Raw genomic sequence first — 24,548 nt, 5'->3', positions numbered from 1 at the left:
GTGGCGGCGATCCACGCATGGCGCGCCGCCCGCGTCACGCCTCTCGGTGAACTGCACACCCCGCCCCGCATGACGGCCGCCCTGCTCCGCCTGACCGTGCAGATCGTGCTGGTGGCGTCCCTGTGGCACGGCCTGTACCAGAACACCGGCACCACGGCCGGACTCGACCGCGACCAGGCGGTGACCTACGCGGTCCTGGCCGTACTGGCCTCCCGGCTGCGGGAGTTGGACCAGTACGCGGGCCGCGACACCGTCCTGCAGCACATGCACTTCGGCACGATCATCTACTGGTACCTGCGGCCGCTGAAACCCCAGCGGTACTACGCCCTGCGCGCGTTCGGCGAGCAGCTGTACGGCCTGGCCTGGGCGCTGGGCGGTTACGCGGTCTGTCTGGCCCTCGGGGTCGTCGAGCCGCCCCGGTCCGCCGCCGTGGCGGGGGTGTTCGCGCTCAGTCTGCTGCTCGGCCAGTGGGTCCTGTACTACGTCATGCTCGTCATCGACCAGCTGTGCTTCTGGACCCTGCGCAACGGCGCCGCGATGCTCATCCTGATCTTCGCGCAGAACCTCCTGGCGGGTGTGTACGCGCCGCTGTGGTTCTTCCCCGACTGGTTCATCACGCTGAGCACGTTCCTGCCGTTCCAGGCGACGCTGAGCGTGCCCCTGTCGATCTACATCGGCCGGATCGAACTGTCCGACGCCGCACTCCAGTTGGCGATCCAGGCCGCCTGGATCCTCGCACTGGCCCTGTTCACCCGTCTGCTGTGGCGGCGGGCCGCCCGCCGTGTCATCTCCCAAGGAGGCTGATGCCTATGAATGCCGTCCGGATCGCGTGGCGCATCACGCGTCTCAACTTCCGTGCCCAGCTGGAGTACCGCTCCGAGTTCCTGATGATGATCGCGATCGGCGCGGTCTGGCAGGTGTCGGTGATCGTGTTCGCGACGGTGCTGCTCACCCGGTTCACCGGGATGGGCGGCTGGGACAGCTCGGACGTGCTGCTGATCCCGGCGACACGGATGCTGGCGCACGGCCTGTTCGTGCTGTTCCTCGGCCGGGTGCACGGACTGGGCCGGCACATCCAGGAAGGGGTCATCGACACCTATCTGGTCCGCCCGATGCCGGTCCACCGCCAGCTCCAGCTCTCCTACTTCCCGACCAACGCGATCGGCGACCTGACGGTCGCCGCGGGCCTGATGGCGGGCGCGCTCAGCCGCAGCGACCTGGACTGGACGGCGGGCCGGATCTCGTACCTGGTCGTGGCCGTGCTCGGCGGTCTCCTCCTGGAGGCGGCCCTGTTCACGGTGGTGGCCTGCGCGTCGCTGCGCTTCCCGGCCGCCGACTACTGGGGGCGCTGGCTGGAGGAGCTCCTCGGCACCTTCGGCAGCTACCCGCTCAACGTGCTGCCCAGGGCGGTGGGCGGCCTCCTGACGTACGGCCTCCCGCTCGCGTTCGTCGCCTACTTCCCGACCGCCGTGCTCACCGGCCACGACACCGGCGTCCCGTACTGGCTGGCCGCGGCCTCGCCGCTGCTGGGGGCGCTGGCGTACCTCGGGTCGCGCCGGCTGTGGCGGTTCAGCCTCAAGCACTACACCGGGGTCAACGGATGAAAGGCGCCTCCGACTTACGTCCCCGGCTCGCCGTCGGGCTGGTCTTCGTCGTCCTGGGCGGCACACACGGCGGGTGGATGGCCCGTATCCCCGCGATCCGCGACCAGGTCGGGGTGTCCACCGCCGAGTGGGGTCTGCTGACCAGCTCGGCGGCGGCCGGGGACCTCGTGGCGATCGTGCTGATGACTGTGCTGATCGGGCGGGTGAGCACCCGGCTGCTCTGTCTCGTGGGCGCGATCGTGGTCCTGCTCAACGCGCCCGTGCTGGCGGGGGCTTCGGGCGTGCCCGCGGTGGTGGTGGGGCTGTCGGTGTGGGGCGTGGGGGCGACCTTCCTGGCGACGCCGGTCAACGCGCTCGCCGTGTCGGTGGAGCGGCGCCAGGGCCGGCCGCTGATGTCGGGGTTCCACGCCACGTACAGCTGCGGGATGCTGGCGGGCGGCGCCCTCGGCACGCTGGCGGCGGCGACCGGCGTCTCCCCCGGTGTCCAGATGGCGCTCAGCAGCGGGGTTCTCGGGGTACTGCTGCTGGTGACGGGGAGGTGGCTGCCGGAGGAGGTGGCGGTCGGCAAGGAGCAACGCCGTTCCGTGCGGCACCGGTTCACTCCGCAGCTGATGCTGCTCGCCTCGGTCGCGTTCCTGGCGGCCTTCGCCGAGGGGGCGGCCTCCCAGTGGAGTTCGGTCTACACCGCCGACTATCTCGGCGAGGGGGCGGCGGCGGGTGCGGCGACGTACACGTGCTTCTCCGTCGCGATCCTCGTGACGCGGCTGCTGGGCGACCGGTTCATCGCCCGGCTGGGCCGTCGTCGTTTCCTGCGGGTGTCGCTGGTGACCGTGGTGGCGGGTGTGGCCGTGATCGTCGTACGCCCTGAACTGCCGTACGCCGTGACCGGGTTCACGATTCTCGGCCTGGGGATCGCGTGTGTGCTCCCAACGCTGATCGCTCTGGCCGGCCGGCAGCCGGGGGTGCCGGCCGGTGAGGGGGTGTCGGTCGTCACCATCGGACAGTGGCCGGGGTTCCTGATGGCGGGCCCGGCCGTGGGGGTCCTGGCGGGGGCGACGAGCCTGCGGGTGGCAGTGGGGGTGCTGGCCTTCGCGGGACTGGGCGCGGTGGTACTGGCGCGAGGGGTCGTCGTGCGCGAGAGCTGGGCTCGGCCCGGTGGATGATCGACAGGAACGGGTGCGGGCCCACGCCACCGAGGGCGTCGTCTGGTCCCGGCTCGCCGGGCTGCTGCCGGGCGCCGAGGACGTGAACCAGGTCCAGGGGTGCTGGGACATCGGCGAGCAGGAGGGCGGCCTCTCCTACCTGGTGGACCGGTTGTTCGCGCTGGGGCTGTCCGTGGACGACGTGACGCGGGCCGAACTCGCGGCGATGGCCTCGCAGTGGGGGGTGTGGGACCAGCTCGCCACGGACATCGTCGACCTGCCCGGCGCCCAGGGGAAGGTGCGGGTGGTCGAGGGCCTGGAGCCGGTCGACAGGGACGGCATGGCTCTGGTGCCGTGGATGAGGTGCGAGCGGTGCGGCCGCATCCTCGCCCTGGAGCACCGGCACGAGGCGTGGGGCGGCCTGTCGTTCATGCCGGTGTCGTACGTCGTGTCCGTCCCCGACGACGTGGGCACCCCGCTCGTGTTCGACGCCGAGGGACCGGACGCGGTGTGGCGCGCACTGGCGGCGTTGACGGCAACCTGCCGGGAGGCGGCGGCGACTGAAGGGGGACAGACCCGCACCCCCCAGGAGCAGCCGTGTCCCATCGCCGCCGACGCCTCTTCCGCCCCCTCCCGCTCGCGGCCGCGGCCGCGCTGATCGCCGTCGCGGCCGTGGCCGTTCCCCAGCTGACGCCCGGCGCCTCCGCCGCGAGCACCCTGCGCGGATACGCCGACGGGCGCGGCGTGAAGATCGGCGCGGCCGTCGGTGACACCCCGCTCACCTCGGACCCGTCGTACACCACCGCCCTGGACCGGGAGTTCAACTCGGTGACGGCGGAGAACGCGATGAAGTGGGACGCGCTGGAGCCGAGCCGGAACAGCTACAACTGGGCGGCGGCCGACCGGCTGGTCGACCACGCCGTCGCGAAGAAGCAGGGTGTACGGGGTCACACCCTTGCCTGGTACGCGCAGTTGCCGTCCTGGCTGAAGAACGGCAACTTCTCCGCGTCCGAGCTGAACACGCTCCTGAACAAGCACATCGACACGACCGTCGGCCGCTACAAGGGCAAGATCTACGCGTGGGACGTCGTGAACGAGGCGTTCAACGAGGACGGTTCGATGCGCGGTTCGCTGTGGCAGGACAAACTCGGCACCGGCCACATCGCGAACGCGCTGAAGCGGGCGCACGCCGCCGACCCCGCCGCCAAGCTGTACATCAACGACTACAACATCGAGGCGGACAACGCGAAGAGCGACGCCCTGTACGCCCTCGCCAAGCAACTCCTCGCCCAGGGGGTGCCGTTGCACGGCATCGGCTTCCAGTCCCACTTCGTGGTCGGCGGGGTGCCGTCGACGATGAAGGCGAACCTCAAGCGCTTCTCCGACCTCGGTCTGGAGGTCTCCGTCACCGAACTCGACATCCGCATCCCGCTGCCCGCCTCCGCCGCCGAACTCGCCCGGCAGTCCGCCGACTACAAGCTGGCGAGCGAGAACTGCCTGGGCGTGGCGCGCTGCGCCGGCGTGACGGTGTGGGGCGTGACCGACAAGTACTCGTGGGTGCCGGGGACGTTCAGCGGATACGGGGCGGCGCTGCCGTACAACGAGAGCTACGCGGCGAAGCCGGCCTGTACGGGGTTGTCCAACGGGCTCAACCCGGCGCTCTGAACGGGCTGTTCGGCCGGGAGGTCCGCCAGTGAGCGGATGCCGGGTATCGGTGACGGCAGCAGCCACAACACCGACAGCACTCCGCCGACGGCGACGGAGACGAGGGTCGCGCGCAGCCCGAAGGTCGTGGCGAGCACCCCTCCGGCGAGCGCGCCGAGGGGGCGTACGCCGTAGTTGACGGTGCCGAAGGCGCCGGTCACGCGGCTGCGCAGGGCGTCCGGAGTCACCGCGGTCTGCAGGGAGTTGAGGTTGACGTCGAACCACATCACCCCGAGGCCCACGAGGAAGTAGGCGCCGCCCAGGCAACCCGCGGCGGCCCACGCCGGCCCGTCGGCGACCGCGGCGAGGGCGTAGGGCGCCGGGAACAGCACGGCACCCACGGCGATCGCGCGCCCGACTCCGATACGGCGGGACAGCCAGGGCGCGGTGAGGGCGCCGACGAGAGAGCCGGTCGCCCCGACGCCCAGGGTCAATCCGATGACTCCCGGGGAGAGTTGGAGGACCCGGTCCGCGAAGAGCACCACGAGGCCGGTGCCCGCCAGGAACGTGAAGAAGTTGACGGTCGTGCAGCAGCCCAGGCTCGCCCTCAGCACCGGGTGCCGGACGACGAAGGCCAGACCGTCGCGGGCGTCGCGCAGCAGCGCGGGAACGGCGGCGCCGGTGCGGGTCGCGGGCGCCGGTTCGTCGACCCTGATCCGGCCGAGGAGCAGGGCGGAGACGAGGAAGGACAGGGCGTCCACGACGACGGTGACCGGTGCGCCGATCGCCTGCACGAGGCCGCCGCCGACCGCGGGACCGGCGACGAACGAGGCGGAACGGGCGGCGCTGAACTTGCTGTTGGCGTCGACGTACGAGGAAGGCGGCACCAGCCGCGCGAACAGCGGCTGCCACGCGCAGCCGGCCACCACGCCCGCGAGGCCGGTCAGCAGGGCCACCGCGTACAGCTGGCCGAGCGTGACCGTGCCCCACAGGTACGCGGCGGGCAGCGACAGCAGCACGCCCGCCCGCACGAGGTCGGTGACGATCAGCAGCCGCCGTTTGCGCCGCCGGCCGTCGACCCAGGCGCCCAGCACGATCCCGAGCAGGTTGGGCGCCCAGGCGAGTGCGGTCAGCCAGGCGATCTGCGCGGCCGAGGCGTCCAGGAGGCCGACGGCGATCAGCGGGACCGCCACCTCGGAGACCCGGTCGCCGAACTGGGAGACGGCGCCGCTGGTCCAGGTGAGCCGGAAGGGGCGGTCGCGCCACAGGGAGGTCTCGGAGACCGGTATCCGGGGGCGCCTCATTCGGGTGTCCCGGATTCGTCGTCCGCCGCCTCCGGCAGGGCGTACAGCAGCATCCGCACGGCCCTGCCGTCCGGCGGCCGCTGTGCGGGCTCTCGGGTGACGTAGGGGGCGAGGAGCTCCTCCAACGCGTCCTTGAGCGCGGCCAGTTCCCCGGCGGTGACGACGATCCCGGTGTTGTTGGACATCGCGGCGCCCATCCACTCCGGCTCCAGGTGCGGCGCGGTCTCGGTCAGCCAGCGCATCGGCAGCTCCGCGCGGCTCGCGAACATCTCGCCGGCGAGCACCTGGGCGGCCGCCCTGCCCTCCTCGTCCTCCGGCACCTCGAACCGGTACCCGCGCGCCACGGCCTCCCAGCGCCGCTCGCGCCGGTCCGCCCCGCCCTCCGCGTCCCGGACCAGTCCGAATCCCGCGAGGTGGCGCAGGTGCCAGCTGGTCACGGACGGGGTGGCCCCCACGTGCGGGGACAGCTGGGTGGCCGTGGCGGGCCCGTACCGCTGCAAGCGCTCCAGGGCGGCGAGCCGTACGGGGTGGGCCAGCGCGCGCATGGCCTTCGGGTCGGTGATCTCCAAGTCGCCGAAGCGATTGCCGGAATCCATGACGTGAGAGTGTCCTCTCACAAAGTATGAGAGTCAACTCTCATGACTCTCACTGTTTCCCCAACTGGCCTTGCCCGCCACACTGGTTGCCGTCGAACCTGAGCACCGTTCACCTTCTGCCCCACCTTCCGACCGGAGCCCCCCATGAGAAGACTCCTCGGCACCCTCGCGGCCGCCGCGCTGGCCGTCACCGGCCTCGCGGGCACCGGTGCCACGCCCGCGGCCGCCGCGACCAGCGGCTCGTTCAACGTGCTGACGTACAACGTCGCCGGTCTCCCGGAGGGCCTGAGCTCCGGCAACCCGGAGACCAACACCCCGCTGATCTCCCCGCGGTTGGGGGCGTACGACATCGTCAACGTCCAGGAGGACTTCAACTACCACGCGGCCCTGTACGCGGGCGACAACCACCCGTACCGCACCGCGACCAGCGGCGGTGTGCCCTTCGGTGACGGTCTCAACACCCTCTCGGACCACGCCTTCGAGGACTTCGAGCGGGTGAAGTGGAGCAACTGCACCGGCACCAACTGCCTGACACCGAAGGGCTTCTCGCTCGCCCGGGTCCGGCTCGCCGAGGGTGTCTTCGTCGACCTCTACAACGTCCACACCAACGCGGACGACACCGACGACGCGCTCGCCGCCCGGCGCGCCAACATCACGCAGCTGTCGACCTTCATCCAGGCGAACTCCTCGGGCAACGCGGTGATCGTCATGGGCGACACCAACACGCGCTACACCCGCAGCGGCGACAACATCCGCACCCTCGCCGACACGAACGGCCTCACGGACGCGTGGGTGCAGCTGGCGAAGGGCGGCATCCGCCCCACCCAGGGCGCGGACGCGCTGCTCTGCCCCACGACGGCACCGCCGAACGGCTGCGAGGTGGTGGACAAGGTCCTCTACCGCGGCAGTGACCTGCTGTCCCTCAACGCCACCCGCTACAACAACGAGTGGGCCTCGTTCCTCGACCCGGCGGGCGCCAACCTCTCCGACCACTTCCCGCACACGGTCGACTTCTCGTACACGCTCAACTCCTCGCTGCGGGCGAGCGACTTCCTCGGCGGCCCGCACGGCACGGCGTACAACGACGCCGACAACCTGCCCGCCACGGTGTCCCCCCGCACGCTGACCCTCCGCGGCGGCTCCCGCCTCGACGCGGTGTCCCTGACCCACGACGGCGGTACGACGCTGAGCCACGGCGGCACGGGCGGCACCGCGTCGTCGCTGACCCTGGCGTCCGGCGAACACCTCAGGTCCGTGAAGCTGACACAGGGTCAGAAGGACGGCCGTACCAGGATCTTCTCGGCCGCCTTCACGACCGACAAGGGCCGCACCCTGTCCTCGGGTACGGCGACGTCCGACACGAAGACCTTCACGGCACCCTCCGGCTGGCAGATCGTCGGGTTCACCGGCCGGTCGGGCGTCGAGATCGACAAGCTGGGCGTGCTGTACGCACCGATCAGCTAGGCGCGGCCGTTCCGCAGAGTTCGCCCGGTCGTCGAAGATCCACGCCGACCGGGCGAACCGGCGACGGCCGTACTACCGGGGCGTCAGCACACAGAACTCGTTGCCGTCGGGGTCGATCATCGCGACCCGGCCGGTGCCGCCCGGGTCGCCGTCGGCGAGCTCGGCCCCGAGGGCGAGGAGACGCTCGACCTCCGCCCGCTGGTCACCGCCGACAGGTGGTGCGAGGTCGAAGTGCTGGCGGTTCCGGCCCGTCTTCGGCTCGACCGGCGGGCCGCCCCAGGTGATCTTCGTACCGCCGTGCGGGGACTGGATCGCGGTCTCCTCGTCCTGGTCCCAGACCAGGGGCCAGCCCAGCGCCTCGCTCCAGAAGTACCCGACGGCCTGCGAACCGTCGCAGGCCAGCGCTCCGATGAACCCGGTGTCGGCGAGGAAGTTGTTGCCCGCCGGGATCACGCAGAACTCGTTGCCGTCAGGGTCGGCGAGCACCACGTGCCCCTCCTCCGGGAGTTGGCCCACATCGATGTGCCGCGCGCCGAGTCGCAGCGCCCGGTCCACCGTCTCCTGCTGCTGTTCCGGGACGGCACTCGTCAGGTCGAAGTGCATCCGGTTCTGGCCGACCTTCTTCTCCTGGGCCGGAAGGAAGCGGAGCCGGAACCCGTGCTCATCGGCGGGCAGCAGCGCGACTCCGTCGTGCGGATCGTCGATCGACTCCCGCCCCAGGACCCCGGACCAGAATCCCGCGAGACGCTGTGGCTCACTCGCGTCGAAACACATCGCGAACAGTTGACAAGTCATAGCCCCGCACATCCCCGATCCACTGCCCGACCACTGCCGGCAGGACGCCTCGTCGGCCCCCGGGGCGGAAGCCTAGGGGCGAGCCGACGTCACGCGCAGCCCAATATTCGACGGACCTTCATGCACTAGCATCCGACCTAGGTATCCTAGGTTTCTGGACATCCCAGGTTTCCCTTCGGCACCCCGGAGCCCCATGGCCCGCGCAGGAATCACCCCCGACCGCCTCACCGCGGCCGCCGCCGACCTCGCCGACGAGGTCGGGTTCGACAGCGTCACCCTGTCCGCGCTGGCGCGGCACTTCGGGGTGAAGGACGCGAGCCTGTACTCGCACGTCAGGAATCTTCAGGAGCTGCGGACCCGTGTCGCGCTGCTCGCCGGGGGCGAGATGATCGACCGGATCGCCGTCGCCGTGGCGGGGCGGGCCGGGAAGGACGCGCTGGCCGCGTTCGCCGGGGCCTACCGGGAGTACGCGCTGGAGCGCCCCGGGCGGTACGCCGCCACCCAGATCCGTATCGACCAGGCCCTCGTCGCCGACTCCCCCGGCCTCCGCCGCACCACCGAGATCACCTACGGCATGCTCCGCGCCTACGGCCTCGAGGAACCCGACCTCACCGACGCCGTACGCCTGCTGCGCAGCACCTTCCACGGCTACTGCGCGCTGGAGGCGAGCGGCGGCTTCGGCGCCCCCCGTGACGTACAGAAGTCCTGGAAACGCGCCGTCGACGCCCTGCACGTCCTGCTGCAGAACTGGCCCCGCGAGGAGAGCGAAGAAGAGTGACCGACCTCTACTACGACGTCCGTGGCAGCGGACCCGTGCTGCTGATCCTCCCCGGCGGGGCGGGCCATCCCATGGGGCTCGGTCCGCTGACCGAGGCACTCGCCGACCGGTTCACCGTCGTCGTCCTCGACCCCCTCGGCCTGGCCCACGGCCGGCTCGGCTCACCCGTCGACGACCAGCGCGTCGAGGACTGGAGCGACAGCGCCCGGCGGGTGCTCGACGACGTCCTCGCCGACGGCGACACCGCGTACGCCGTCGGCACCAGCGCCGGCGCCATCGTCGCCCTCGACCTGCTCGCCCGGCACCCGGAGCGGTTGCGGCACGTCGTCGCGCACGAGCCTCCGTGCGTGGGCGTACTCCCGGACGGGCACCGGCAGCGGGCCATGTTCCGGGAGGTGGTCGACACCTACCGCACGGCCGGGCTGCGACCCGCCGCCGCGCGGATGACCGCCGGGCTCACCGACCAGCCGGTCCCGGCCCCGGCGGCACCCCTGACGGGTCAACCCCTCACCCGTGAAGAGGAGTTGGGCAACCCCATGGCGCTCTCCCTCGCGCACGTCCTCCTCCCCTTCACCTCCTACGACCCCGATCTCACCTCCCTCGGCTCCGCACCCCTCACCCTCGCCGCCGGCACCGACTCGCGCGGCCATCTCCTGTACCGCACCGCGGAGTTCGTCGCCCGGCGGACCGGCGCCGCCTTCGCCGAGTTCCCCGGCGGACACCTCGGCGCCGCCCAGCACCCCGACGCCTTCGCCGAACGCCTCGTCGGCGCGGTGGGGTTCGGCGAACGGGGTCACGAGAGGTCGCCCACCGCGTCCGCGTAGTACGTCGATCCCTTGAGGTGGAGGGCGAGTTCACGGAAACTCCAGCCCTCGCCGGGGAAGTCGTCGAGTTCGCCCTCGGTGAGCGCGTCGAGGCGGGCGGACCAGATCTCGGCCAGTCGGTCGAGGCGGCTGCGGGCCTCGTCCAGGTCCTCCCGGGTGAAGGGGGCCGGGTCCGCCTCGGTGGTGATCGCCGAGGCGTGCCGGTGGTCCGGCCGGGGGTCCACGCCCGCCAGCCGGGCCTCCAGTTCCGCGAGATGGTCGACGAGGTGGTCGGCGACCCGGCGGATCGCCTTGTGCGGCGTGCAGACACGGTCGTCGACCTCGTACGGCTCGCCGTCCCAGGTGGTCCAGGTCGCGGCCAGGGCGAGGACGTGGTCGACCGTCCCGGTGACGGCCCGGGCGGGGGTTTCCTGCGGGTTCTCGGTCACACCGGCACGCTGGAAGGGTGTCGGTTCGGTGCCCGCCGAAGTGTCCCCCGAAGGGCCCGCTACGCGCCGCGCTCCCCCGCGCTGCGCTCCACACAGAACTCGTTGCCCTCCGGATCGGCCAGCACCGCCCATCCCGTACCGTCCGGCTTGCGCCGGTCGTCGAAGAGCTTGGCGCCCAGGCCGAGCAGCCGCTCGACCTCCTCGTCACGGGTGCGGTCCTGCGGCTGGATGTCGAAGTGGATCCGGTTCTTGGCCGTCTTGGGCTCGGGAACGGTGACGAAGAGCAGACCCGCGGCCTCGATCAGCGCCTCCTCGTCGCCGGGGTGGTCGTCCTCGTGCAGCGGCAGGCCGAGGACCTGGGACCAGAAGCCGCCGAGGGCGTAGGCGTCGGCGCAGTCGATCGTCGTATGACGGATGGCGGAAGTCATACGGCGGATTCTTGTGCAGCGCCTTCGCAGAGATCAATGCGCTTTTCGAAGAGATCGACGCGCGCGGCAACCATTCCCTCGCCCGCGGCCACTTCAGAACATGACTTCTGCACCACGCACCACGCGCCACCGCCGCATCCGGGGCGCCCGCAAGCCACTGATCGCGGGGCTCGCCGCCACGGCCGCGCTCGTCGGCGCCTGGTACGCGACCGCCGGGGCGAGCACGGCCACCGGGCTCACCGTGTCCACGACCACGGTGTCCCTGTCCGCCAAGTTCCCCTATCTGTCGGCGGGTTACAACAACAGCCGCGAGTGGACGCGCACGGCGACGGCGGCCGCCCCCGACGGCACCCTGCGGGTGGCCTGGCCCGCCTCCGACGGCATCCACGTCACACCGCTGACGGCGGCCGGCAAGCGTTCGGGCTCGGACACCATCGTCAAGGGCGCCAAGGAGGTCGGCGGGCTGGTCGCGCACAACAACGGGTTCGCACTGCTCACCCGGGTCTCCGACACCAACAAGTGGAAGGAGACGGCGGCCGCCGTCGTCCGCTACACGAACGGCAAGAAGACCTTCCAGACCAAGCTCACCGGCACCGCCACCCACGACACGTCCCCCACGCTCGACGGACAGCTCACCTGGAACGGCACCAAGTACGGCGCCTACTTCGTGGTCCACGGCGCGGGCGGCTTCGCCGACGGGCACTTCGGCGACAAGCTGTCGTACCTCAGCAGCAAGGGCAAGAAGCTGAGCGGCGGCTGGAGTTGGGGGTGCAGCCACAACGAGGGCATCGCCCTGCACGCCGAGACGTCCGGCGCCTTCACCTCCCTCTGCTTCGACGACTGGCGCTCGGGCCTGTTCGTGTCCACCGGTATCGGCGCTCCCGATGTCGCGCCGGTCGTGCAGCGCGAGCAGTGCTGGGCGGGTTACTGCGGCGGTACGTTCGCGGGCCGCACGGGCGACCTGGTGAAGTCCGCCACCGGCCGCTACGCCACCGCGTTCGCCTCCCGCGGTGCCGCGTCCGCCAAGAAGAACCCCGACGACTCCAGCGGGCGAGGCTGGAGCGTCACGCCGAAGACCAGCACCCACCAGGTCGCCGTCGCGTTCATGAAGAACCGCAACTCCGGTCCCGGCAAGGCGGTCCACCTCTCCACCACCAAGGGCACGGACCACGTCAACGTCCGCCTCGCCCCGTACGGCAAGGACCGGCTCCTGCTCTCCTGGGAGTCCGTCAAGAACGCCAAGTGCAAGGCCGGCACCTGCACCGGCACCTTCGCGGGCACCCATCTGCGGCTCATCGACTGGAACGGCAAGTTCCAGGGCGCCGACAAGATCGTGAACACCAGGATCACCGGTGACATCGCGGTCCAGAAGGACGGCACGCTGACCTGGGCGTCCGTACCCGTCACCCCGTCGTACGCGTCCGCCCTCACCGGGGCGTCCCCGACGACCAAGACGCTGAAGATCAGCCGCCTGACTCCCTGACCGCGTACAACCACCTCCCCGTCCGGCGTGTCTCCCAGGTGCGATGCACGCGGACGGGGGAGGTCGGTGCGATGTCCGACAAACAGTTCAAGCGGGATGTACAGCGTTTCTTCTGGCTTCCGCCGGATGCGCCGCGCCCGCCCGCCCTGGTGTGGGCCAACCTGCGGATCTGGCTGCTCTGCCTGGCCGCCGGGGCACTGGGTACGGCTGTCGGCTGGGAGGAGCAGGGTCTCTTCGCGATGATGATGTTGGTGCTGCTGAACCTGGTGGACGACGTGTCCGAGGGGGTACGCCACCGCTGGCCCGCCTTCGTGGCCGCCCTGGCGTCCGGCTGGGGCGTGAACCGGCTCGCCCACGCCTCGGTACCTGCCTCCGACTCGCTGTGGGGCGAGTACGGCATCTACGCCCTGTGGACGCTGGTGGCCATGGCGACGTTCGTCGCGGTCAGTCGGCTGCCCCGGCGGTGAGTACGCCGACCATCCGGCGTACGACCTCGGCGGGCAGCGCCGGATTCCGGGCCGCTGTCTCCGCGTTGCCGGTGCCCGTCCGCAGCAGCATGACCAGGAGCCGGACCGGCAAGCGGGGGTGGAGCGCGGCGGCATGCCGGATGTGCTCGTGGGGATCCTCCAGCAGCCGCGCGGCGCCCGCCGCCGAGAGCCGGGGGTCGGTGGCGGCGCGGTAGCGCACCTCCTCGTCGGGGTCCCTGCTGAGCCGTTCCACCAGCTCGGGCGTGGACCGCGGGTCGTCCAGGGCCAGTTGGCGCATGCGGGGGCTGGGATCGTCGGCGTACCGCAGGAGGCCGTGGCGGGGGAAGTTGGGGTGGCCGCGCGGCCGGTCGGGGGAGCTGAGGCTGCCGGTCCACCACTGCCACACCCTTAGGAGCATGTCGGCGGGCGCGTCGTCGCAGGACTCGGCCAGAAAGAGCTGGACGACGCGGTCCTCGTCCTGGGCCAGGCGTGCGACGACGTCCGGCGGCAGACGGCGGGCGCGGGCGACACTTCTGCGGATGAGCGGGTGGCAGGAGGCGGCCAGGCGACGCATGGCGTCCTCGTCCTCGTGCAGGGCGACGACCCAGTCGAGGGACCAGGAGTGCAGGTTCGGGTCGAACTCGAAGTCGATACGCGCGCGTTGCTCCTCGGTGAGGTCGGCCCGCTTCGCCACGACGTAGCGCACGTCGGCGTCGGGGTCCTCGGCGAGAAGGGCGACGAGGTCCGGGTCCAGACTCGGGTTGAGTGCCAGTGAGCGGCGCTCGTCCGACTCGCCGTGCCGTGCCAGGTGTTCGGCCAGGCCCCGTTCCAGGCGGCAGGTCTCCAGTGCCTGGCGCCGGTTGTCCTGGACCTCCTGGATCTCCTGGGCCTCGAACACCGCACGGGGCATGGGGTGTTGCCGGTGGTGCAGCAGCCGGACGCGGACGCGCACGACGTCGTGCGGATCGACCAGGAGCGCTTCCTGTGCGGCGGCGTCGAGATGGGGCCAGGCCGTCAGGCATGCCACGGCCCGCACGCCGCCGTCGGGATCGGCGGCCAGCGCGACCGACACATCGGGCGGCAAGGTCTTGAGGCGGGCCGTCTCGGAGCGCACGCGCGGGGACGGGTCGGTGGCGAGTCTGCGGCAGGTGCCTTCGTCGAGTTCGGCCCAGCGCTCGGCAGCGATCAAGGTGAGCAACCACCGCTGGCGCTCGTCCTGCTCGGCGAGAATCACCCGGTTCCACTGCTCGGGAGTGATGTTCTGGTGCTCAGCCGCCCGCATCCGCCGATCCCAGTCCGGATGGGCCAGGGCGGCGTCCAGGGCTTCTGTCGACAATGCGCTGTACATCGCATACGACGACCTGTCCACCAGCTCGGCCCGCAGCTCCTGCGGGGTGGCCGCGTTGAGCGAGAGCCCGCTCGCCCAGGCGTCGATCACTTTCTCCGGGGGCCTCGGACCCTGGAACAGCGACTCCCAGGCGGCCGCCCGGTCCTCCGCCGTCTCCCGGCCCGCGAGCCGCGCGGCCTCCTCCTGCCGCTCCCTGATCCGGTCCACGGCGACGAGCCAGACGGCGTACTCCTCGGTCGTGACACCCAGCAGGGTGTCCCCGTCCGTCGACAGGGTGAGGAACTCCGGCTGCCCGGGCCGCTCACCGAGCACCCCGGCCAGATCCCAGTCGGCGGCGAGCCGGACCCGTGCCCACCCCCGGGCCGAGCACCCGGCGTCGACGAGGAACACCCCGTCCCCACCGAAAATCCCCGCCTCGGACGCCAGCCGGAACCACTGGGCATTGATCTCTGCGACCAGGTCGGCCCGGTCGGAGGCCACCGCCACGGTCGGCTCCGCCTCCCACTTGGCGACATGACGCCACGCGAACGGAGGCGGCAACACCTCCTCGACCCGCCGCTCCCCCACGACCTCCAGCCCGGCCCGCCCCAGCAGTTCTACGAGTTCATCCGTCCCACCCATGATCCTCATACTGCCCGAGGCAGCTCAGTCCCCGGCCCCGACCGACACCTCGGAGTCGTCCAGCCGGACCCGCACCTCGGCTCCCGCACGCCAGCGGACCGTCAACTCGCCCGCCCCATCGGCCCGTACGGTCACGGCCTCGTCCAGCGGCACGGGATCCGCCTCGCCGGTGAGCCGGACGAGCGCGACGAAGAGCGTCCCGCCCTCGCCGGTGACACCGGTCAGCGCCCCGTCGAGACCGACAGCGGGCAACAACTCGGCCAGTACACCGTCCCGCGCCGCCCACCCGGTGACCCGCACCGGCGTCCCGGGCTCGGCTCCGGACACCAGATGGGCCCGCACCTCCACGGCCCCACGCGCCAGCACCACGCTGGTCACCCGCGCTCCCCCACCGGCCGCATGCCGCGAGGCCACCCACCCGTCCCCCACCCCGAGCGGCTCGATGTCGGTACGGCTCGGATCGTCGCCGACGATCACACTGTTGTCGTACGACGGTGCGGGCGCCGTCACCGTGGAGTACGCGAGGCGCGTGTAGTACGGGTCGTAGCGGACGTCCTCGCTGCCGTGGTTGTGGAGGCGGACCAGACCGTCCGAACTGGTCGACTGGATGAGCCAGTTCGGGGCGGCGATCGGTCGGATCTCGTCCGCGCGCTCGACCGGGGGCGGCTCCTCCTCGGCCGTCCACACCTCGTGGTCCGGCGGGAGCAGCAGACCGAGGAAGGCCTTGCTCGCCCAGTACGGGGAGGCGGGGCCCGAATAGCCCTGGAGGACGGCGGAGTCGGGGCCGTGCCAGCCGAGGGTCAGCAGACCGTCGGAGCTCACCGCGCCCCGGTCGAGGAAGTACTTCAGCGCCCCGGACGCCAGCCGCCGCGTCTGCCCCGGCGTGAGCGGGGTACGGCCGGTCAGGGCGCCCAGCCACAGGGGGGCCGTCGTGGCGAAACGATAAGTCAGCGAGCGGCCCTGGTGCATGGGGGCGCCGTCGCCGCCGAAAAGGCGGGCGTAGTCGGCAAGGTGGGCTTCCAGCCGTTCACCGTATACAGTCGACAGCCGACTGTCGTCGGCGAACCAGGCATGCAACACCGGATACAGGTGCATCGCCCAGCCGTTGTAGTAGTCGAATTTGCGACCCTCGCCGTCGGTGTACCAACCGCCGCCGACGTACCACTCCTCGATCCGCTCGAGGCCGCGGTCGATCGCCTTGCGCGAGGCCTCGGGCTCGTGGCCGATCTCCTGGAGGAAGCCGCCGACGGTGACGGGGAACAGCTCCCAGTTGCAGGGCCAGGCCTCGGCGGTCAGCGCGTCGCCGAGCCAGGCGGCGGCCCGCTGGCGCACCCCCTCGTCCAGCCGGTCCCACAGCAGCGGGCGCGTCAGCCGCAGCGCCACGGCGATCGACGCCGCCTCCACCAGCGGCTGACTGCGGTCCTCGATACGCGGCCAGACGCCGGACACACCGGCCGCGAGGCCCTCGGCATAACGCTGGAGGGCGGTCTCGTCCTGCCGGAAGGCGGCCAGCAGGATCGTACGGGCGTATCCCTCCAGACCGTCGGAGAGCCGACCGGACCAGCTCGTGCGGTCGCCCGGGAAGTAGTAGAGGGCGCCCCCCTCGGCGGCGTACGGCTCCGTAGCGGCGAGCAAGCCGTCGGCCGCGGCCTCCCAGTGGGCGCGGGTGTATCCGGTGTACGGGCTACGGATGCGGTCGTCGGGAGGGAGGTGCATGGTCTCTCTTTCGGTTCTCTGGAAACGTCCGGTGCGCACCGCGCCCCTCAAGGGGCGCGGGGAACTGCGCGACCGGCCCCCACCGGCCCGCAGACAAGACACCGCCATTCCGGCGGAGCGCCCGGTGGAACGTACAGGCCTGGGGCGCCTCGGTTCCGGTCGAGGCGCCCCAGGGGCTCATCCCACCCGCACCAGGCCTTTCGGCACCAGGTGCTGGGCGAGGAGTTCGTCGCGGACGAGGCCGGCGTACACCGTGGCCCCGTGCACGGAGGTGTGCGTGTTGTCCCGCTTCTCGTTGTAGAGGTAAATCGCCTTGGAACCCTCGACTCCCAAGGACTCCACGAGCGACTTCGTCCTCGCCGTCAAGTCGATCAGCGGGACGTCCTGCGCGGCGGCGACCGAGCGGATGACTGCGGGGTGGTCGACGCCGAGGCCGTTGACCAGGAGTGCGGTGTTGTTGTTCAGGGTGCCGTCGGAGTTGAACCAGCGTCGCACGATCGGCGTCACGAGGACAGGCTCACCGCCCTTTTCCCGGATACCGGCGACCAGTGTCTCCAGGTTCGTCCGGTAGGTCACCTCGTCGGTGGTCTTGTCGTTGTGCGCGAGCTGGACCAGGACGAGGTCGCCGCGGCGGATCAACGGCTGCACGGTGGCGAACAGCTGAGGATTGGACAGATAGGTCACCGTGCTCTCGCCGGAGTCGGAGTAGTTGGCGACGGAGACGCCCTTGCGGAGGTACTGGGGCAACTGCTGGCCCCATCCCGAGTACGGGTCGCCGGGCTGGTCGCAGACCGTGGAGTCGCCGACGAGGAAGATCTGGCGGGCGTGCCGGGCGGGGGTGACCTTGATGTCGGCGAGCGCGGGGGCCGAGCCGCCGAGCACGAGGTCCAGGCCGGGGGTGCCCTCCGCGCCGGTGGGTTCGCCCTCGGGGGTGCGGACGTTCACGGTGAAGCTGCGGGCGGTCCGCTCGCCGGCCGCGACGGCGGTCTCGGGGAGCAGGGAGCGCCGGGTCTCACCGCTGACGCTCGTGCTCGATCCGGCGTCGCCGCCGAGGAGGACCTTCACGTCGTACGTGCCCGCGGGGACGTCGAAGTGACATGCGGTGGCGGTGCAGTTCTCGAGGCCCAGGGGGCGGTGCCGCTCGGCTGCGGCGTGGGCCGGGACGGCGGTCAGTGCGGTGCTCAGTGCGACCGTCGCCAGCAGGGCGAGGTTGAAACGTCTCATTCGAGGCTCCTACGACACACGACAAGGCCTGGCGGCTGGACCGTACCCCTATCGGCAAGCGCTTTCTAGACCTCGGGGCGATTTCACAAGATTGCCAACCTCCAGCAAGCGAAAGCCCTTTCGCGAAATCGATTCAACTGTCACCCTCGCTCTCACCCGCACCACCCCCACATGTCCTCGAAGGAGGCACCCCCATGTCCGGATCCGCTGCGAACAGACCGGTCCGACGCCGTACCTTCGTCCTCGGCACTGCCACCGCAGGCACGGCCGCCCTGGCCGGTCCGCTCGCCCAGTCCGCCTCCGCCGCGACCTTCGGCTGGAGCGACGACGGCTCCAACTACGTCGTCGACACCGGCGCGAACCTGGTCTTCAAGGTCAGCAAGACCAACGGCGACCTGACCTCGCTGGTCTACAAGGGCACCCAGTACCAGGGCTACGGCGGCAAGAACTCGCACATCGAGTCCGGTCTCGGCACCTCCACCGTGAGCATCAAGCAGTCCGGTACGACGATCCTGATCTCGGTCGCGTACGGCACGCTGAAGCACTACTACGCGGCCCGCAGTGGCGAGAACAACGTCTACCTGTGGACCAACAAGGCCGACGCCTCGGTCAGCGCGACCCGTTACATCCTGCGCGTGAACGCGGGCAAGTTCCTCAACGACGAGTCCGACTCCTACACCTACGCGCCCACCACCATCGAGGCCCAGGACGTCTTCGCGAAGTCCGACGGCCAGACCCGCTCGAAGCACTACACGAAGTCCCGGGTCATCGACTACAACTACGTCGGCTGGACCACCGGCAGCGTCGGCCTGTACATCGTCCGCTCCAACCACGAGAAGGCCTCCGGCGGCCCGTTCTACCGCTCCCTCCTGCGCCACCAGAGCGCGGACGGCGGCGGCCTGTACGAGATCCTGTACTACGGCGAGAACCAGACGGAGGCCCAGCGCTTCGGCCTCCAGGGCCCTTACGTCATCGCCTTCACCGACGGCGGCGCCCCCTCCTCCGCGCTGTACCCGGGGACCCTCACCACTTCGTGGGCCGACTCGCTCGGCATCTCCGGCTACGTCCCCGCGAGCGGCCGGGGCAAGGTCGCGGGCGTCGGCATCACCGGACGGAACACGGCGTACGCCTACACGGTCGGGCTCGCCAACTCCGCCGCCCAGTACTGGGGTTCGGCACGGTCGTCGGACGGCTACTTCTCCATCGGGGGCGTCCTTCCGGGAACGTACACGCTGACCGTCTTCAAGGGCGAACTCGCCGTCCACACCAGCTCGGTGAGCGTCAGCGCGGGCGGGACGACCACCCTCAACTCCCTCGCGATCCCGTCCTCGAACGACCCGAGCAACGCGGGCGCGATCTGGCGCATCAACGACTGGAACGGCACGCCCGGCGGTTTCAAGAACGCCGACCTGATGACGTACGCCCATCCGTCCGACGTCCGCGCCGCCTCCTGGACCGGGAACGTCGTCATCGGCAGCGGCACCGAGACCTCGGCGTTCCCCTGCTATCTGTGGAAGGACGTCAACAGCGGGATCATCGTCTACTTCAAGCTGACGGCCGCCCAGGCCGCCGCCGCGCACACCCTGCGCATCGGCGTGACGACGGCCTACGCCAACGGCCGTCCACAGGTCGTCATCAACGACACCTGGACGTCCGCCGTCCCCTCGCCGCCCACCCAGCCGAGCACCCGGTCGCTGACCGTGGGCTCGTACCGGGGCAACAACAACACGTTCACCTACAGCGTGCCGGCGTCCGCCTGGCTGACGGACACCAGCGCCTACAACACGCTGAAGATCTACGTGGCGAGCGGTTCGGGGGCGACGTCCTTCCTCAGCGCCGGTACGTCGATCGACGCGATCGACCTGCTGGCCTGACCTGACGTCAGGTCCCGCGCGTCCACTGCTGGTTGGTCGCTCCGTTGCACGTGTACGTGATGATCGCGGCGGAGTTGGCGGTGGACGCGCCGTTCACGTCCAGACACTCTCCGGTGGCGCGGGCCTTGACCAGCCAGTAGCTGCCGGAGGCGGTGACGCTCCACTGCTGGGTGGTCGCGCTGCCGCAGTTCTCCTGGGTGACGTTGGTGGAGTTCTCCTGGAGGCACAGGGAGCTGCCGCGGCCGACGAGCTGGTAGTAGCCGGTGCCGAGGTCCTTGAACCAGAACTTCTGGTTGTTGCCGCCGTTGCAGGTGTACTGGGCGAGGGCGATGCCCTGCCACAGGGACTGGTTCGGCACGTCGACGCACTTGGAACTGTTGCGGGCGATCAGGGTGTTGTACGTCGCGCTCGTCCCGGAGATCGTCCCGGCGGCCGCGTCGACGGTGACCTCGGGGTACCAGGACATCGACATCGTGGTGGAGCTCGGGAAGGTCAACGGCAGCCACACATAACGGGAGTCGTTGACGGTGCCGCCGAAGGAGTTGCCCCAGCGGTCGCCCATGTAGAGGTACGAGGTGCCCGAAGTGCCCTGCACGGGCAGGACGTAGGCGGTCTGCGAGTTGTAGGTCGTGGAGTCGCCGACGTTGGCCATCGACGTCCACGGTCCGGTGAGCGAGGTCGCGGTGGCGTACTGCTGCTGGTTGGCGCTCCAGCCGGTCGCGCCCGAGGTCAGCATGAAGTAGACGCCGCCCCGCTTGAAGAGGGCCGGGGCCTCGCGGTGGCCGCCCGCCCACGGGTTGGCGACCAGGCTGTCGATGCCGGTGTAGGCGGAGTTGAGCTTGTAGATGTGCAGGTCGTAGTTCTCGTTGGCGGCGGACACCATGTAGCCCGTGCCGTCCGTGTCGACGAACGTCGTGATGTCACGGGACATGTGGGTGCCCAGCGGACGGAAGCTGCCCTGATAGGTGTAGTTCCCGTCGACGGTGTCGGAGACGGCGACGGCGGCGCGGGCCTCGCTGTAGTCGGTGCCGTTCTCCTTGTGCATCCACATCACGAACTTGCCGGTGGACGCGTTGTACATGACCTTGGGCCGCTCGATGTAGGCCGTGCCCAGCTCCGAGGCGCTGGACTGGGTCAGGACGTTGTTCCTGAACTCCCAGTTCTTCAGGTCGGTGGAGCGGTAGGCGGACACGTACCGGAAGGTGTTGTCGGAGTTGCGGTTCTCTCCGAACCAGTAGTAGTACGACCCGACCTTGATGACCCCGCCGCCGTGGGCGTGCAGGGCGCCTCCCGAACTGTCCGTGAACTGGACGCCGTTGGGGATCGTCAGGGCGGCGGCCTGGGCAGGCCCCGCGGTGACCAGGGCGCCTGCCAGCGCCAGACAGAGGGCGAGCAGTACCGCGTAGGCACGTCTCATCTCACGCACTCTCCTTCACCGAGTCGATGACGGTGTCCGCCACCGGTATGCCGAAGTTCGGGGTGCCGTCCGTGTTCCAGCCCAGCCTCTGGACGCGGGTGTGCCGGTTGGGATCGTTCAGCGGGTCGCCGACGATCTCCTTGTACTGGCGGGCGTGGTAGACGAGGACGTCGCTGCGGCCGTCCTCGGCGACCGTGAAGCTGTTGTGGCCGGGGCCGTACTGCTTCGTGGTGTCGTTGCTGGTGAAGACCGGGGTGGGCGACTTGGACCAGTTGGCGGGGTCCATGAGGTCGGCGTCCGCGTCGACGGTCAGCAGGCCCATGCAGTAGTTGAAGTCGGTGGCGCTGGCCGAGTACGACATGAACAGACGGCCGTTGCGGGCGATGACCGAAGGGCCCTCGTTGACCTTGTAGCCGATGCACTCCCAGTCGTACTCGGGGGTGGACAGCCGTACTTGAGCGCCCGTCAGGGTCCAGGGGTTCGCCATCTTCGACAGCCACAGCGCGGTGTTGTTGCCCATGTCGGGCTCGTGCTGGGCCCAGGCGAGGTAGCGGCTGCCGCGGTGGGTGAAGGTGGTGGCGTCGAGGGAGAAGGTCTCCCAGGCCGTCTTCAGCTGGCCGCGCTCGACCCACGTCCCCTTGAACGGGTTGGGGTTGGCGTTCTCCAGGACCCAGATACGGATGTCCCAGACGCTCTCGGCGGGCGCGGAGGCGAAGTAGATGTACCACTTGCCGCCGATGCGATGGATCTCCGGCGCCCAGATGTGGGCGCCCATGGGACCGGTCGCGTGCTTGGTCCAGATGACCGACTCGGGCGCGGTCGCCAGCCCGTTCAGGGTGCGGGAGCGGCGCAGGATGATCCGGTCGTACTCGGGGGCGGTGGCGGTGAAGTAGTAGTGGCCGTCGGAGTGACGGTGGATGTGGGGGTCGGCGCGGTTGCGGACGAGCGGGTTCACGAACGGGGGCGTCTTCTTCGGGCTCGGAGCGGCTGCGGCGGCGGTGGGGGTCACGGCCAGGGCGCCCGCGGCCAGGGCACCTTTCAGCAGCAGTCGCCTGTCGGGGGCGTCGGGAGTGCGGCTCATACGGACTGCCTCTCGGATGGGGGTGTCCTGAGAGTGATGTTCGATATTGAGAACATCTGTTGTTATTGCGAACAGCCGAAAGGTAAGGCTGGGGAACGAGGAGGTCAACGGGTCGGACGCGACAAAAGAAGGCGCTTTCTACTGGGCGGCTCATCGCGGGAACATTTCTGTTATCGACGGCCGGTCGGGCCCGTCTCCGTAACCGTGCGCAGCCATACCCACAAGACAGCAGCCGCAGCCGGCGCCCTCGCGACGGTCGCCTTCCTGATCGCCGCTCCCCCGGCGCAGGCGGCCGGCACCCGCGACATCACCGCCGACGTGCTCGCGGGCCGGAACCTGACGCTCGCCGGCGACACGGTCGTCACCGTCCCCTCCGGCACGACGACGTACGACGGCGTCCTCCGCGGCGAGGGCACACTCACCGTGCGCGGCAGCGGAACGCTGGTCCTGACCAGGAACAGCGACTTCACGCTGCCGAAGTCCCGGCAGCGGCAGAAGGTGTCGGTCCAGGGCGGCAACCATCCCTACGTCACCACGACCGCCCCCGACCCGCCGGCGATCACGGTCGCACGCGGGGCGACGCTTCAGTACGGCAACGGCGGCTCGACCGGACTGATCGGCCACTTCCCTTACGGCACCCCGCAGTTCGCGCTCAACCAGGACAACATCCGGGTCGACGGCACCCTGCGGCTGTCCCTGAAGGACACCGCCTACAACCTGGGCACCATCAGCGGCTCCGGGCTGATCACCCAGCCGCGCTTCCTCTGGGGCACGTGGGACCTGTCGGGCACGCACCCCTTCTCCGGGGTGATCGACAACGGCACGCAGGTCAACGCCGGTCGACCGGAGTTCGCGACCGCTCTGCCGAACGTCCGCAAGGTCCTCAACCAGGGCACCTGGACCGTGGACACCCCGCTGGGTCAGACCGTCACCGAGGGCATGGACTTCTACCAGCGCGAGTACGGCAGCGACATCAACGTCCAGTCCCGGCCGGGCAGCAAGGTCGTCCTGACGGGCCAGTACAGCTGGTCGAACCAGGGCGGCGACACCGATCCCTCGCTCAGCGACCCGTCCCTGAACTGGACGCCCGCACGCAAGAACGTCAACAAGCGCGGCACCAACATCAAGGGCGCGAACGTCCAGTGGGGCGACGGCACGACGCACAGGATCTTCATGCCGGGGACGGCCGAGACGGTCTACATCAACCTGCTGGCGGCCCGCTCCCGCTCGCTGCTCACGTTCGACTACAACGGGCCGGTGACCCTGGGCGCCCCCATCGGCGGCGGCAAGTTCCACGACACCCTGGCCGCACCCGGCGCCGGGGACGTCGTCATCGCCGGGACGCGCGGGAACGACGTCACCTTCGCGGCCGTGCAGTACTACGACGGCTCGACGACCGTCGAGAAGGGTGCGGTACTGCGGCTGGGCAGCGGCCGGTCGGGTGGCGACGGTGGACTGTATACCGCGGGCAGTCTGTACAAGGTCGTGAACAACGGCTCGCTCGTGCTGAACAACGCCGGCAAGGCCCTGACCCTGTCCCGGATCACCGGCGGTGGGTCGGTCACCCAGACGGGTGCCGCGAAGACGACCCTGACGGGGAGCGGGGTGGCGTACACGGGGACGACCACGGTGAAGAAGGGCACGCTGGCGCTGCGGCAGGGGGCGACGCTGCGGCGCAGTAGAGCGATCCGGCTGACCTCCGCGGGCTCCCGGTTGGACGTGGGCACGACGGGGCTGCGGGTGGCGACCACGCTCAGCGGCAAGGGCACGGTCAAGGGCTCGGTGACCAACGACGGCGTCGTCGCCGGCGGGCTCACGGTCTCCGGGAACTACACGCAGAGCGCGAAGGGCGAACTCGTCCTGCGCGGCGAGCCGTTGAAGGTGACCGGTGCGGTGCGCCTGGCCGGGGCCCTGGACCTCGCGGCCGCCGGGACCGAACCCGCGCGCGAGATCACCGTGCTGAACCACACGGGCGACTCGAAGACCGGCGGCACATTCACCGGGCTGAAGGAAGGGACGAAGGTCAGGCTCGCCGACACCACCTACCGGATCAGCTACCGGGGCGGCGACGGCAACGACGTCGTGCTCACCGCCGCCACCGCGGGCAAGTCACCTTCCCCGACCACGACTTCGTCGCCGTCCACCGTGGTGACCCGCACCGTGGGTGCCGCGGAGGACGACCGCCTCGGCTGGTGGCCGTACGCGCTGGGGCTCGGGCTGCTGGGCGGGCTGGCGGTTCCGGCGACCAGGCACCGGCGCGGGAACCGACGACGGGGCGGACGGCACGCGGCGAACGGATGAGGTCTCTCA

22 protein-coding genes are annotated in these 24,548 nt (G+C 70.5%); 12 read left to right on the top strand and 10 right to left on the bottom strand.

Annotation, left to right across the window (positions count from 1 at the left end; translation table 11 throughout):
- From ACWD3I_RS15745 to ACWD3I_RS15725, 5 genes are read left to right on the top strand one after another with little or no spacing between them, the layout of a single operon-like run.
- Entirely contained in the window at positions 1-804 is an 804-nt protein-coding gene (locus ACWD3I_RS15745; RefSeq protein ID WP_365394463.1) for an ABC-2 family transporter protein, read from the top strand.
- Between the two features lie 5 nt (positions 805-809).
- On the top strand, positions 810-1,604 hold the full coding sequence (locus tag ACWD3I_RS15740; protein ID WP_365394517.1) for an ABC transporter permease: 795 nt from the start codon (positions 810-812) through the stop codon (positions 1,602-1,604).
- The gene (locus ACWD3I_RS15735; protein ID WP_365394462.1) at positions 1,601-2,767 is read left to right on the top strand and encodes an MFS transporter; all 1,167 of its coding nucleotides are present in this window, start codon (positions 1,601-1,603) and stop codon (positions 2,765-2,767) included. Before ACWD3I_RS15740 ends, ACWD3I_RS15735 begins: the two co-directional genes overlap by 4 nt.
- On the top strand, positions 2,760-3,404 hold the full coding sequence (locus tag ACWD3I_RS15730; protein ID WP_365394461.1) for a hypothetical protein: 645 nt from the start codon (positions 2,760-2,762) through the stop codon (positions 3,402-3,404). The genes ACWD3I_RS15735 and ACWD3I_RS15730 overlap by 8 nt, the downstream gene beginning before the upstream one ends.
- Positions 3,344-4,411 (top strand): endo-1,4-beta-xylanase, encoded by a 1,068-nt coding sequence (locus tag ACWD3I_RS15725; RefSeq protein ID WP_365394460.1) that lies wholly within the window; start codon positions 3,344-3,346, stop codon positions 4,409-4,411. The genes ACWD3I_RS15730 and ACWD3I_RS15725 overlap by 61 nt, the downstream gene beginning before the upstream one ends.
- Here ACWD3I_RS15725 and ACWD3I_RS15720 read toward each other — a convergent pair.
- Both ACWD3I_RS15720 and ACWD3I_RS15715 read right to left on the bottom strand, forming a co-directional pair.
- A complete protein-coding gene (locus ACWD3I_RS15720; protein WP_365394459.1) occupies positions 4,354-5,694 on the bottom strand; it encodes an MFS transporter in 1,341 nt (446 codons plus the stop codon). The genes ACWD3I_RS15725 and ACWD3I_RS15720 overlap by 58 nt on opposite strands.
- Entirely contained in the window at positions 5,691-6,290 is a 600-nt protein-coding gene (locus ACWD3I_RS15715; RefSeq protein WP_365394458.1) for an ArsR/SmtB family transcription factor, read from the bottom strand. Before ACWD3I_RS15715 ends, ACWD3I_RS15720 begins: the two co-directional genes overlap by 4 nt.
- A 144-nt stretch (positions 6,291-6,434) precedes the next feature.
- Here ACWD3I_RS15715 and ACWD3I_RS15710 point away from each other — a divergent pair, with 144 nt between their 5' ends.
- Complete coding sequence (locus ACWD3I_RS15710; protein WP_365394457.1) at positions 6,435-7,754, top strand: jacalin-like lectin; 1,320 nt, start codon at positions 6,435-6,437, stop codon at positions 7,752-7,754.
- A 72-nt stretch (positions 7,755-7,826) separates the two neighbouring features.
- Here ACWD3I_RS15710 and ACWD3I_RS15705 read toward each other — a convergent pair whose 3' ends face one another.
- Positions 7,827-8,549: a VOC family protein gene (locus ACWD3I_RS15705; RefSeq protein WP_365394456.1), complete on the bottom strand. Its 723-nt coding sequence runs from the start codon at positions 8,547-8,549 to the stop codon at positions 7,827-7,829.
- A 193-nt stretch (positions 8,550-8,742) separates the two neighbouring features.
- Here ACWD3I_RS15705 and ACWD3I_RS15700 point away from each other — a divergent pair, with 193 nt between their 5' ends.
- Positions 8,743-9,327: a TetR-like C-terminal domain-containing protein gene (locus ACWD3I_RS15700; protein WP_365394455.1), complete on the top strand. Its 585-nt coding sequence runs from the start codon at positions 8,743-8,745 to the stop codon at positions 9,325-9,327.
- A complete protein-coding gene (locus ACWD3I_RS15695) occupies positions 9,324-10,151 on the top strand; it encodes an alpha/beta fold hydrolase (protein WP_365394454.1) in 828 nt (275 codons plus the stop codon). The genes ACWD3I_RS15700 and ACWD3I_RS15695 overlap by 4 nt, the downstream gene beginning before the upstream one ends.
- Here ACWD3I_RS15695 and ACWD3I_RS15690 read toward each other — a convergent pair.
- Both ACWD3I_RS15690 and ACWD3I_RS15685 read right to left on the bottom strand, forming a co-directional pair.
- Positions 10,121-10,579 (bottom strand): hypothetical protein, encoded by a 459-nt coding sequence (locus ACWD3I_RS15690; RefSeq protein ID WP_365394453.1) that lies wholly within the window; start codon positions 10,577-10,579, stop codon positions 10,121-10,123. The genes ACWD3I_RS15695 and ACWD3I_RS15690 overlap by 31 nt on opposite strands.
- A gap of 59 nt (positions 10,580-10,638) precedes the next feature.
- Complete coding sequence (locus tag ACWD3I_RS15685) at positions 10,639-11,007, bottom strand: VOC family protein (RefSeq protein WP_365394452.1); 369 nt, start codon at positions 11,005-11,007, stop codon at positions 10,639-10,641.
- 100 nt (positions 11,008-11,107) lie between these two features.
- On the opposite strand from ACWD3I_RS15685, the gene ACWD3I_RS15680 reads away from it, so the two are divergent.
- The gene (locus tag ACWD3I_RS15680; RefSeq protein ID WP_365394451.1) at positions 11,108-12,490 is read left to right on the top strand and encodes a hypothetical protein; all 1,383 of its coding nucleotides are present in this window, start codon (positions 11,108-11,110) and stop codon (positions 12,488-12,490) included.
- Positions 12,491-12,561: 71 nt separating this feature from the next.
- On the top strand, positions 12,562-12,957 hold the full coding sequence (locus tag ACWD3I_RS15675; RefSeq protein WP_365394450.1) for a hypothetical protein: 396 nt from the start codon (positions 12,562-12,564) through the stop codon (positions 12,955-12,957).
- Here the strand turns inward: ACWD3I_RS15675 and ACWD3I_RS15670 are convergent.
- The 3 genes from ACWD3I_RS15670 to ACWD3I_RS15660 all read right to left on the bottom strand — a co-directional run bounded on the left by ACWD3I_RS15670 (position 12,935) and on the right by ACWD3I_RS15660 (position 17,866).
- Positions 12,935-14,926, bottom strand: coding sequence for a PE-PGRS family protein (locus ACWD3I_RS15670; RefSeq protein ID WP_365394449.1), 1,992 nt, complete (start codon positions 14,924-14,926; stop codon positions 12,935-12,937). The genes ACWD3I_RS15675 and ACWD3I_RS15670 overlap by 23 nt on opposite strands.
- Before the next feature lie 24 nt (positions 14,927-14,950).
- Entirely contained in the window at positions 14,951-16,642 is a 1,692-nt protein-coding gene (locus tag ACWD3I_RS15665) for a DUF2264 domain-containing protein (protein WP_365394448.1), read from the bottom strand.
- Positions 16,643-16,819: 177 nt separating this feature from the next.
- A complete protein-coding gene (locus tag ACWD3I_RS15660; RefSeq protein WP_365394447.1) occupies positions 16,820-17,866 on the bottom strand; it encodes a rhamnogalacturonan acetylesterase in 1,047 nt (348 codons plus the stop codon).
- Between the two features lie 194 nt (positions 17,867-18,060).
- Between ACWD3I_RS15660 and ACWD3I_RS15655 the strand changes: the two genes are divergently transcribed.
- A complete protein-coding gene (locus ACWD3I_RS15655) occupies positions 18,061-19,740 on the top strand; it encodes a rhamnogalacturonan lyase B N-terminal domain-containing protein (RefSeq protein ID WP_365394446.1) in 1,680 nt (559 codons plus the stop codon).
- 7 nt (positions 19,741-19,747) lie between these two features.
- Here the strand turns inward: ACWD3I_RS15655 and ACWD3I_RS15650 are convergent, their stop codons facing one another.
- Entirely contained in the window at positions 19,748-21,157 is a 1,410-nt protein-coding gene (locus tag ACWD3I_RS15650) for an RICIN domain-containing protein (RefSeq protein WP_365394445.1), read from the bottom strand.
- 1 nt (position 21,158) lies between these two features.
- The gene (locus tag ACWD3I_RS15645; protein WP_365394444.1) at positions 21,159-22,238 is read right to left on the bottom strand and encodes a glycoside hydrolase family 43 protein; all 1,080 of its coding nucleotides are present in this window, start codon (positions 22,236-22,238) and stop codon (positions 21,159-21,161) included.
- 204 nt (positions 22,239-22,442) lie between these two features.
- Here ACWD3I_RS15645 and ACWD3I_RS15640 point away from each other — a divergent pair, with 204 nt between their 5' ends.
- Positions 22,443-24,539, top strand: a complete 2,097-nt coding sequence (locus tag ACWD3I_RS15640; protein WP_365394443.1) for an autotransporter — start codon at positions 22,443-22,445, stop codon at positions 24,537-24,539.
- Positions 24,540-24,548 lie beyond the last annotated feature (9 nt).

The sequence above is a fragment of the Streptomyces sp. NPDC002817 genome (assembly GCF_053592055.1).
This window is presented reverse-complemented; position numbering and strand designations above follow the sequence as displayed.

Bases quoted from the DNA above. Each gene is read 5' to 3' on its own strand.
- ACWD3I_RS15740 (WP_365394517.1), top strand. From the start codon at position 810: ATGAATGCCGTCCGGATCGCGTGGCGCATCACGCGTCTCAACTTCCGT.
- ACWD3I_RS15735 (WP_365394462.1), top strand. From the start codon at position 1,601: ATGAAAGGCGCCTCCGACTTACGTCCCCGGCTCGCCGTCGGGCTGGTC.
- ACWD3I_RS15720 (WP_365394459.1), bottom strand. From the start codon at position 5,694: ATGAGGCGCCCCCGGATACCGGTCTCCGAGACCTCCCTGTGGCGCGAC.
- ACWD3I_RS15715 (WP_365394458.1), bottom strand. From the start codon at position 6,290: ATGGATTCCGGCAATCGCTTCGGCGACTTGGAGATCACCGACCCGAAG.
- ACWD3I_RS15710 (WP_365394457.1), top strand. From the start codon at position 6,435: ATGAGAAGACTCCTCGGCACCCTCGCGGCCGCCGCGCTGGCCGTCACC.
- ACWD3I_RS15705 (WP_365394456.1), bottom strand. From the start codon at position 8,549: ATGACTTGTCAACTGTTCGCGATGTGTTTCGACGCGAGTGAGCCACAG.
- ACWD3I_RS15700 (WP_365394455.1), top strand. From the start codon at position 8,743: ATGGCCCGCGCAGGAATCACCCCCGACCGCCTCACCGCGGCCGCCGCC.
- ACWD3I_RS15685 (WP_365394452.1), bottom strand. From the start codon at position 11,007: ATGACTTCCGCCATCCGTCATACGACGATCGACTGCGCCGACGCCTAC.
- ACWD3I_RS15680 (WP_365394451.1), top strand. From the start codon at position 11,108: ATGACTTCTGCACCACGCACCACGCGCCACCGCCGCATCCGGGGCGCC.
- ACWD3I_RS15675 (WP_365394450.1), top strand. From the start codon at position 12,562: ATGTCCGACAAACAGTTCAAGCGGGATGTACAGCGTTTCTTCTGGCTT.
- ACWD3I_RS15670 (WP_365394449.1), bottom strand. From the start codon at position 14,926: ATGGGTGGGACGGATGAACTCGTAGAACTGCTGGGGCGGGCCGGGCTG.
- ACWD3I_RS15665 (WP_365394448.1), bottom strand. From the start codon at position 16,642: ATGCACCTCCCTCCCGACGACCGCATCCGTAGCCCGTACACCGGATAC.
- ACWD3I_RS15660 (WP_365394447.1), bottom strand. From the start codon at position 17,866: ATGAGACGTTTCAACCTCGCCCTGCTGGCGACGGTCGCACTGAGCACC.
- ACWD3I_RS15655 (WP_365394446.1), top strand. From the start codon at position 18,061: ATGTCCGGATCCGCTGCGAACAGACCGGTCCGACGCCGTACCTTCGTC.
- ACWD3I_RS15650 (WP_365394445.1), bottom strand. From the start codon at position 21,157: ATGAGACGTGCCTACGCGGTACTGCTCGCCCTCTGTCTGGCGCTGGCA.
- ACWD3I_RS15645 (WP_365394444.1), bottom strand. From the start codon at position 22,238: ATGAGCCGCACTCCCGACGCCCCCGACAGGCGACTGCTGCTGAAAGGT.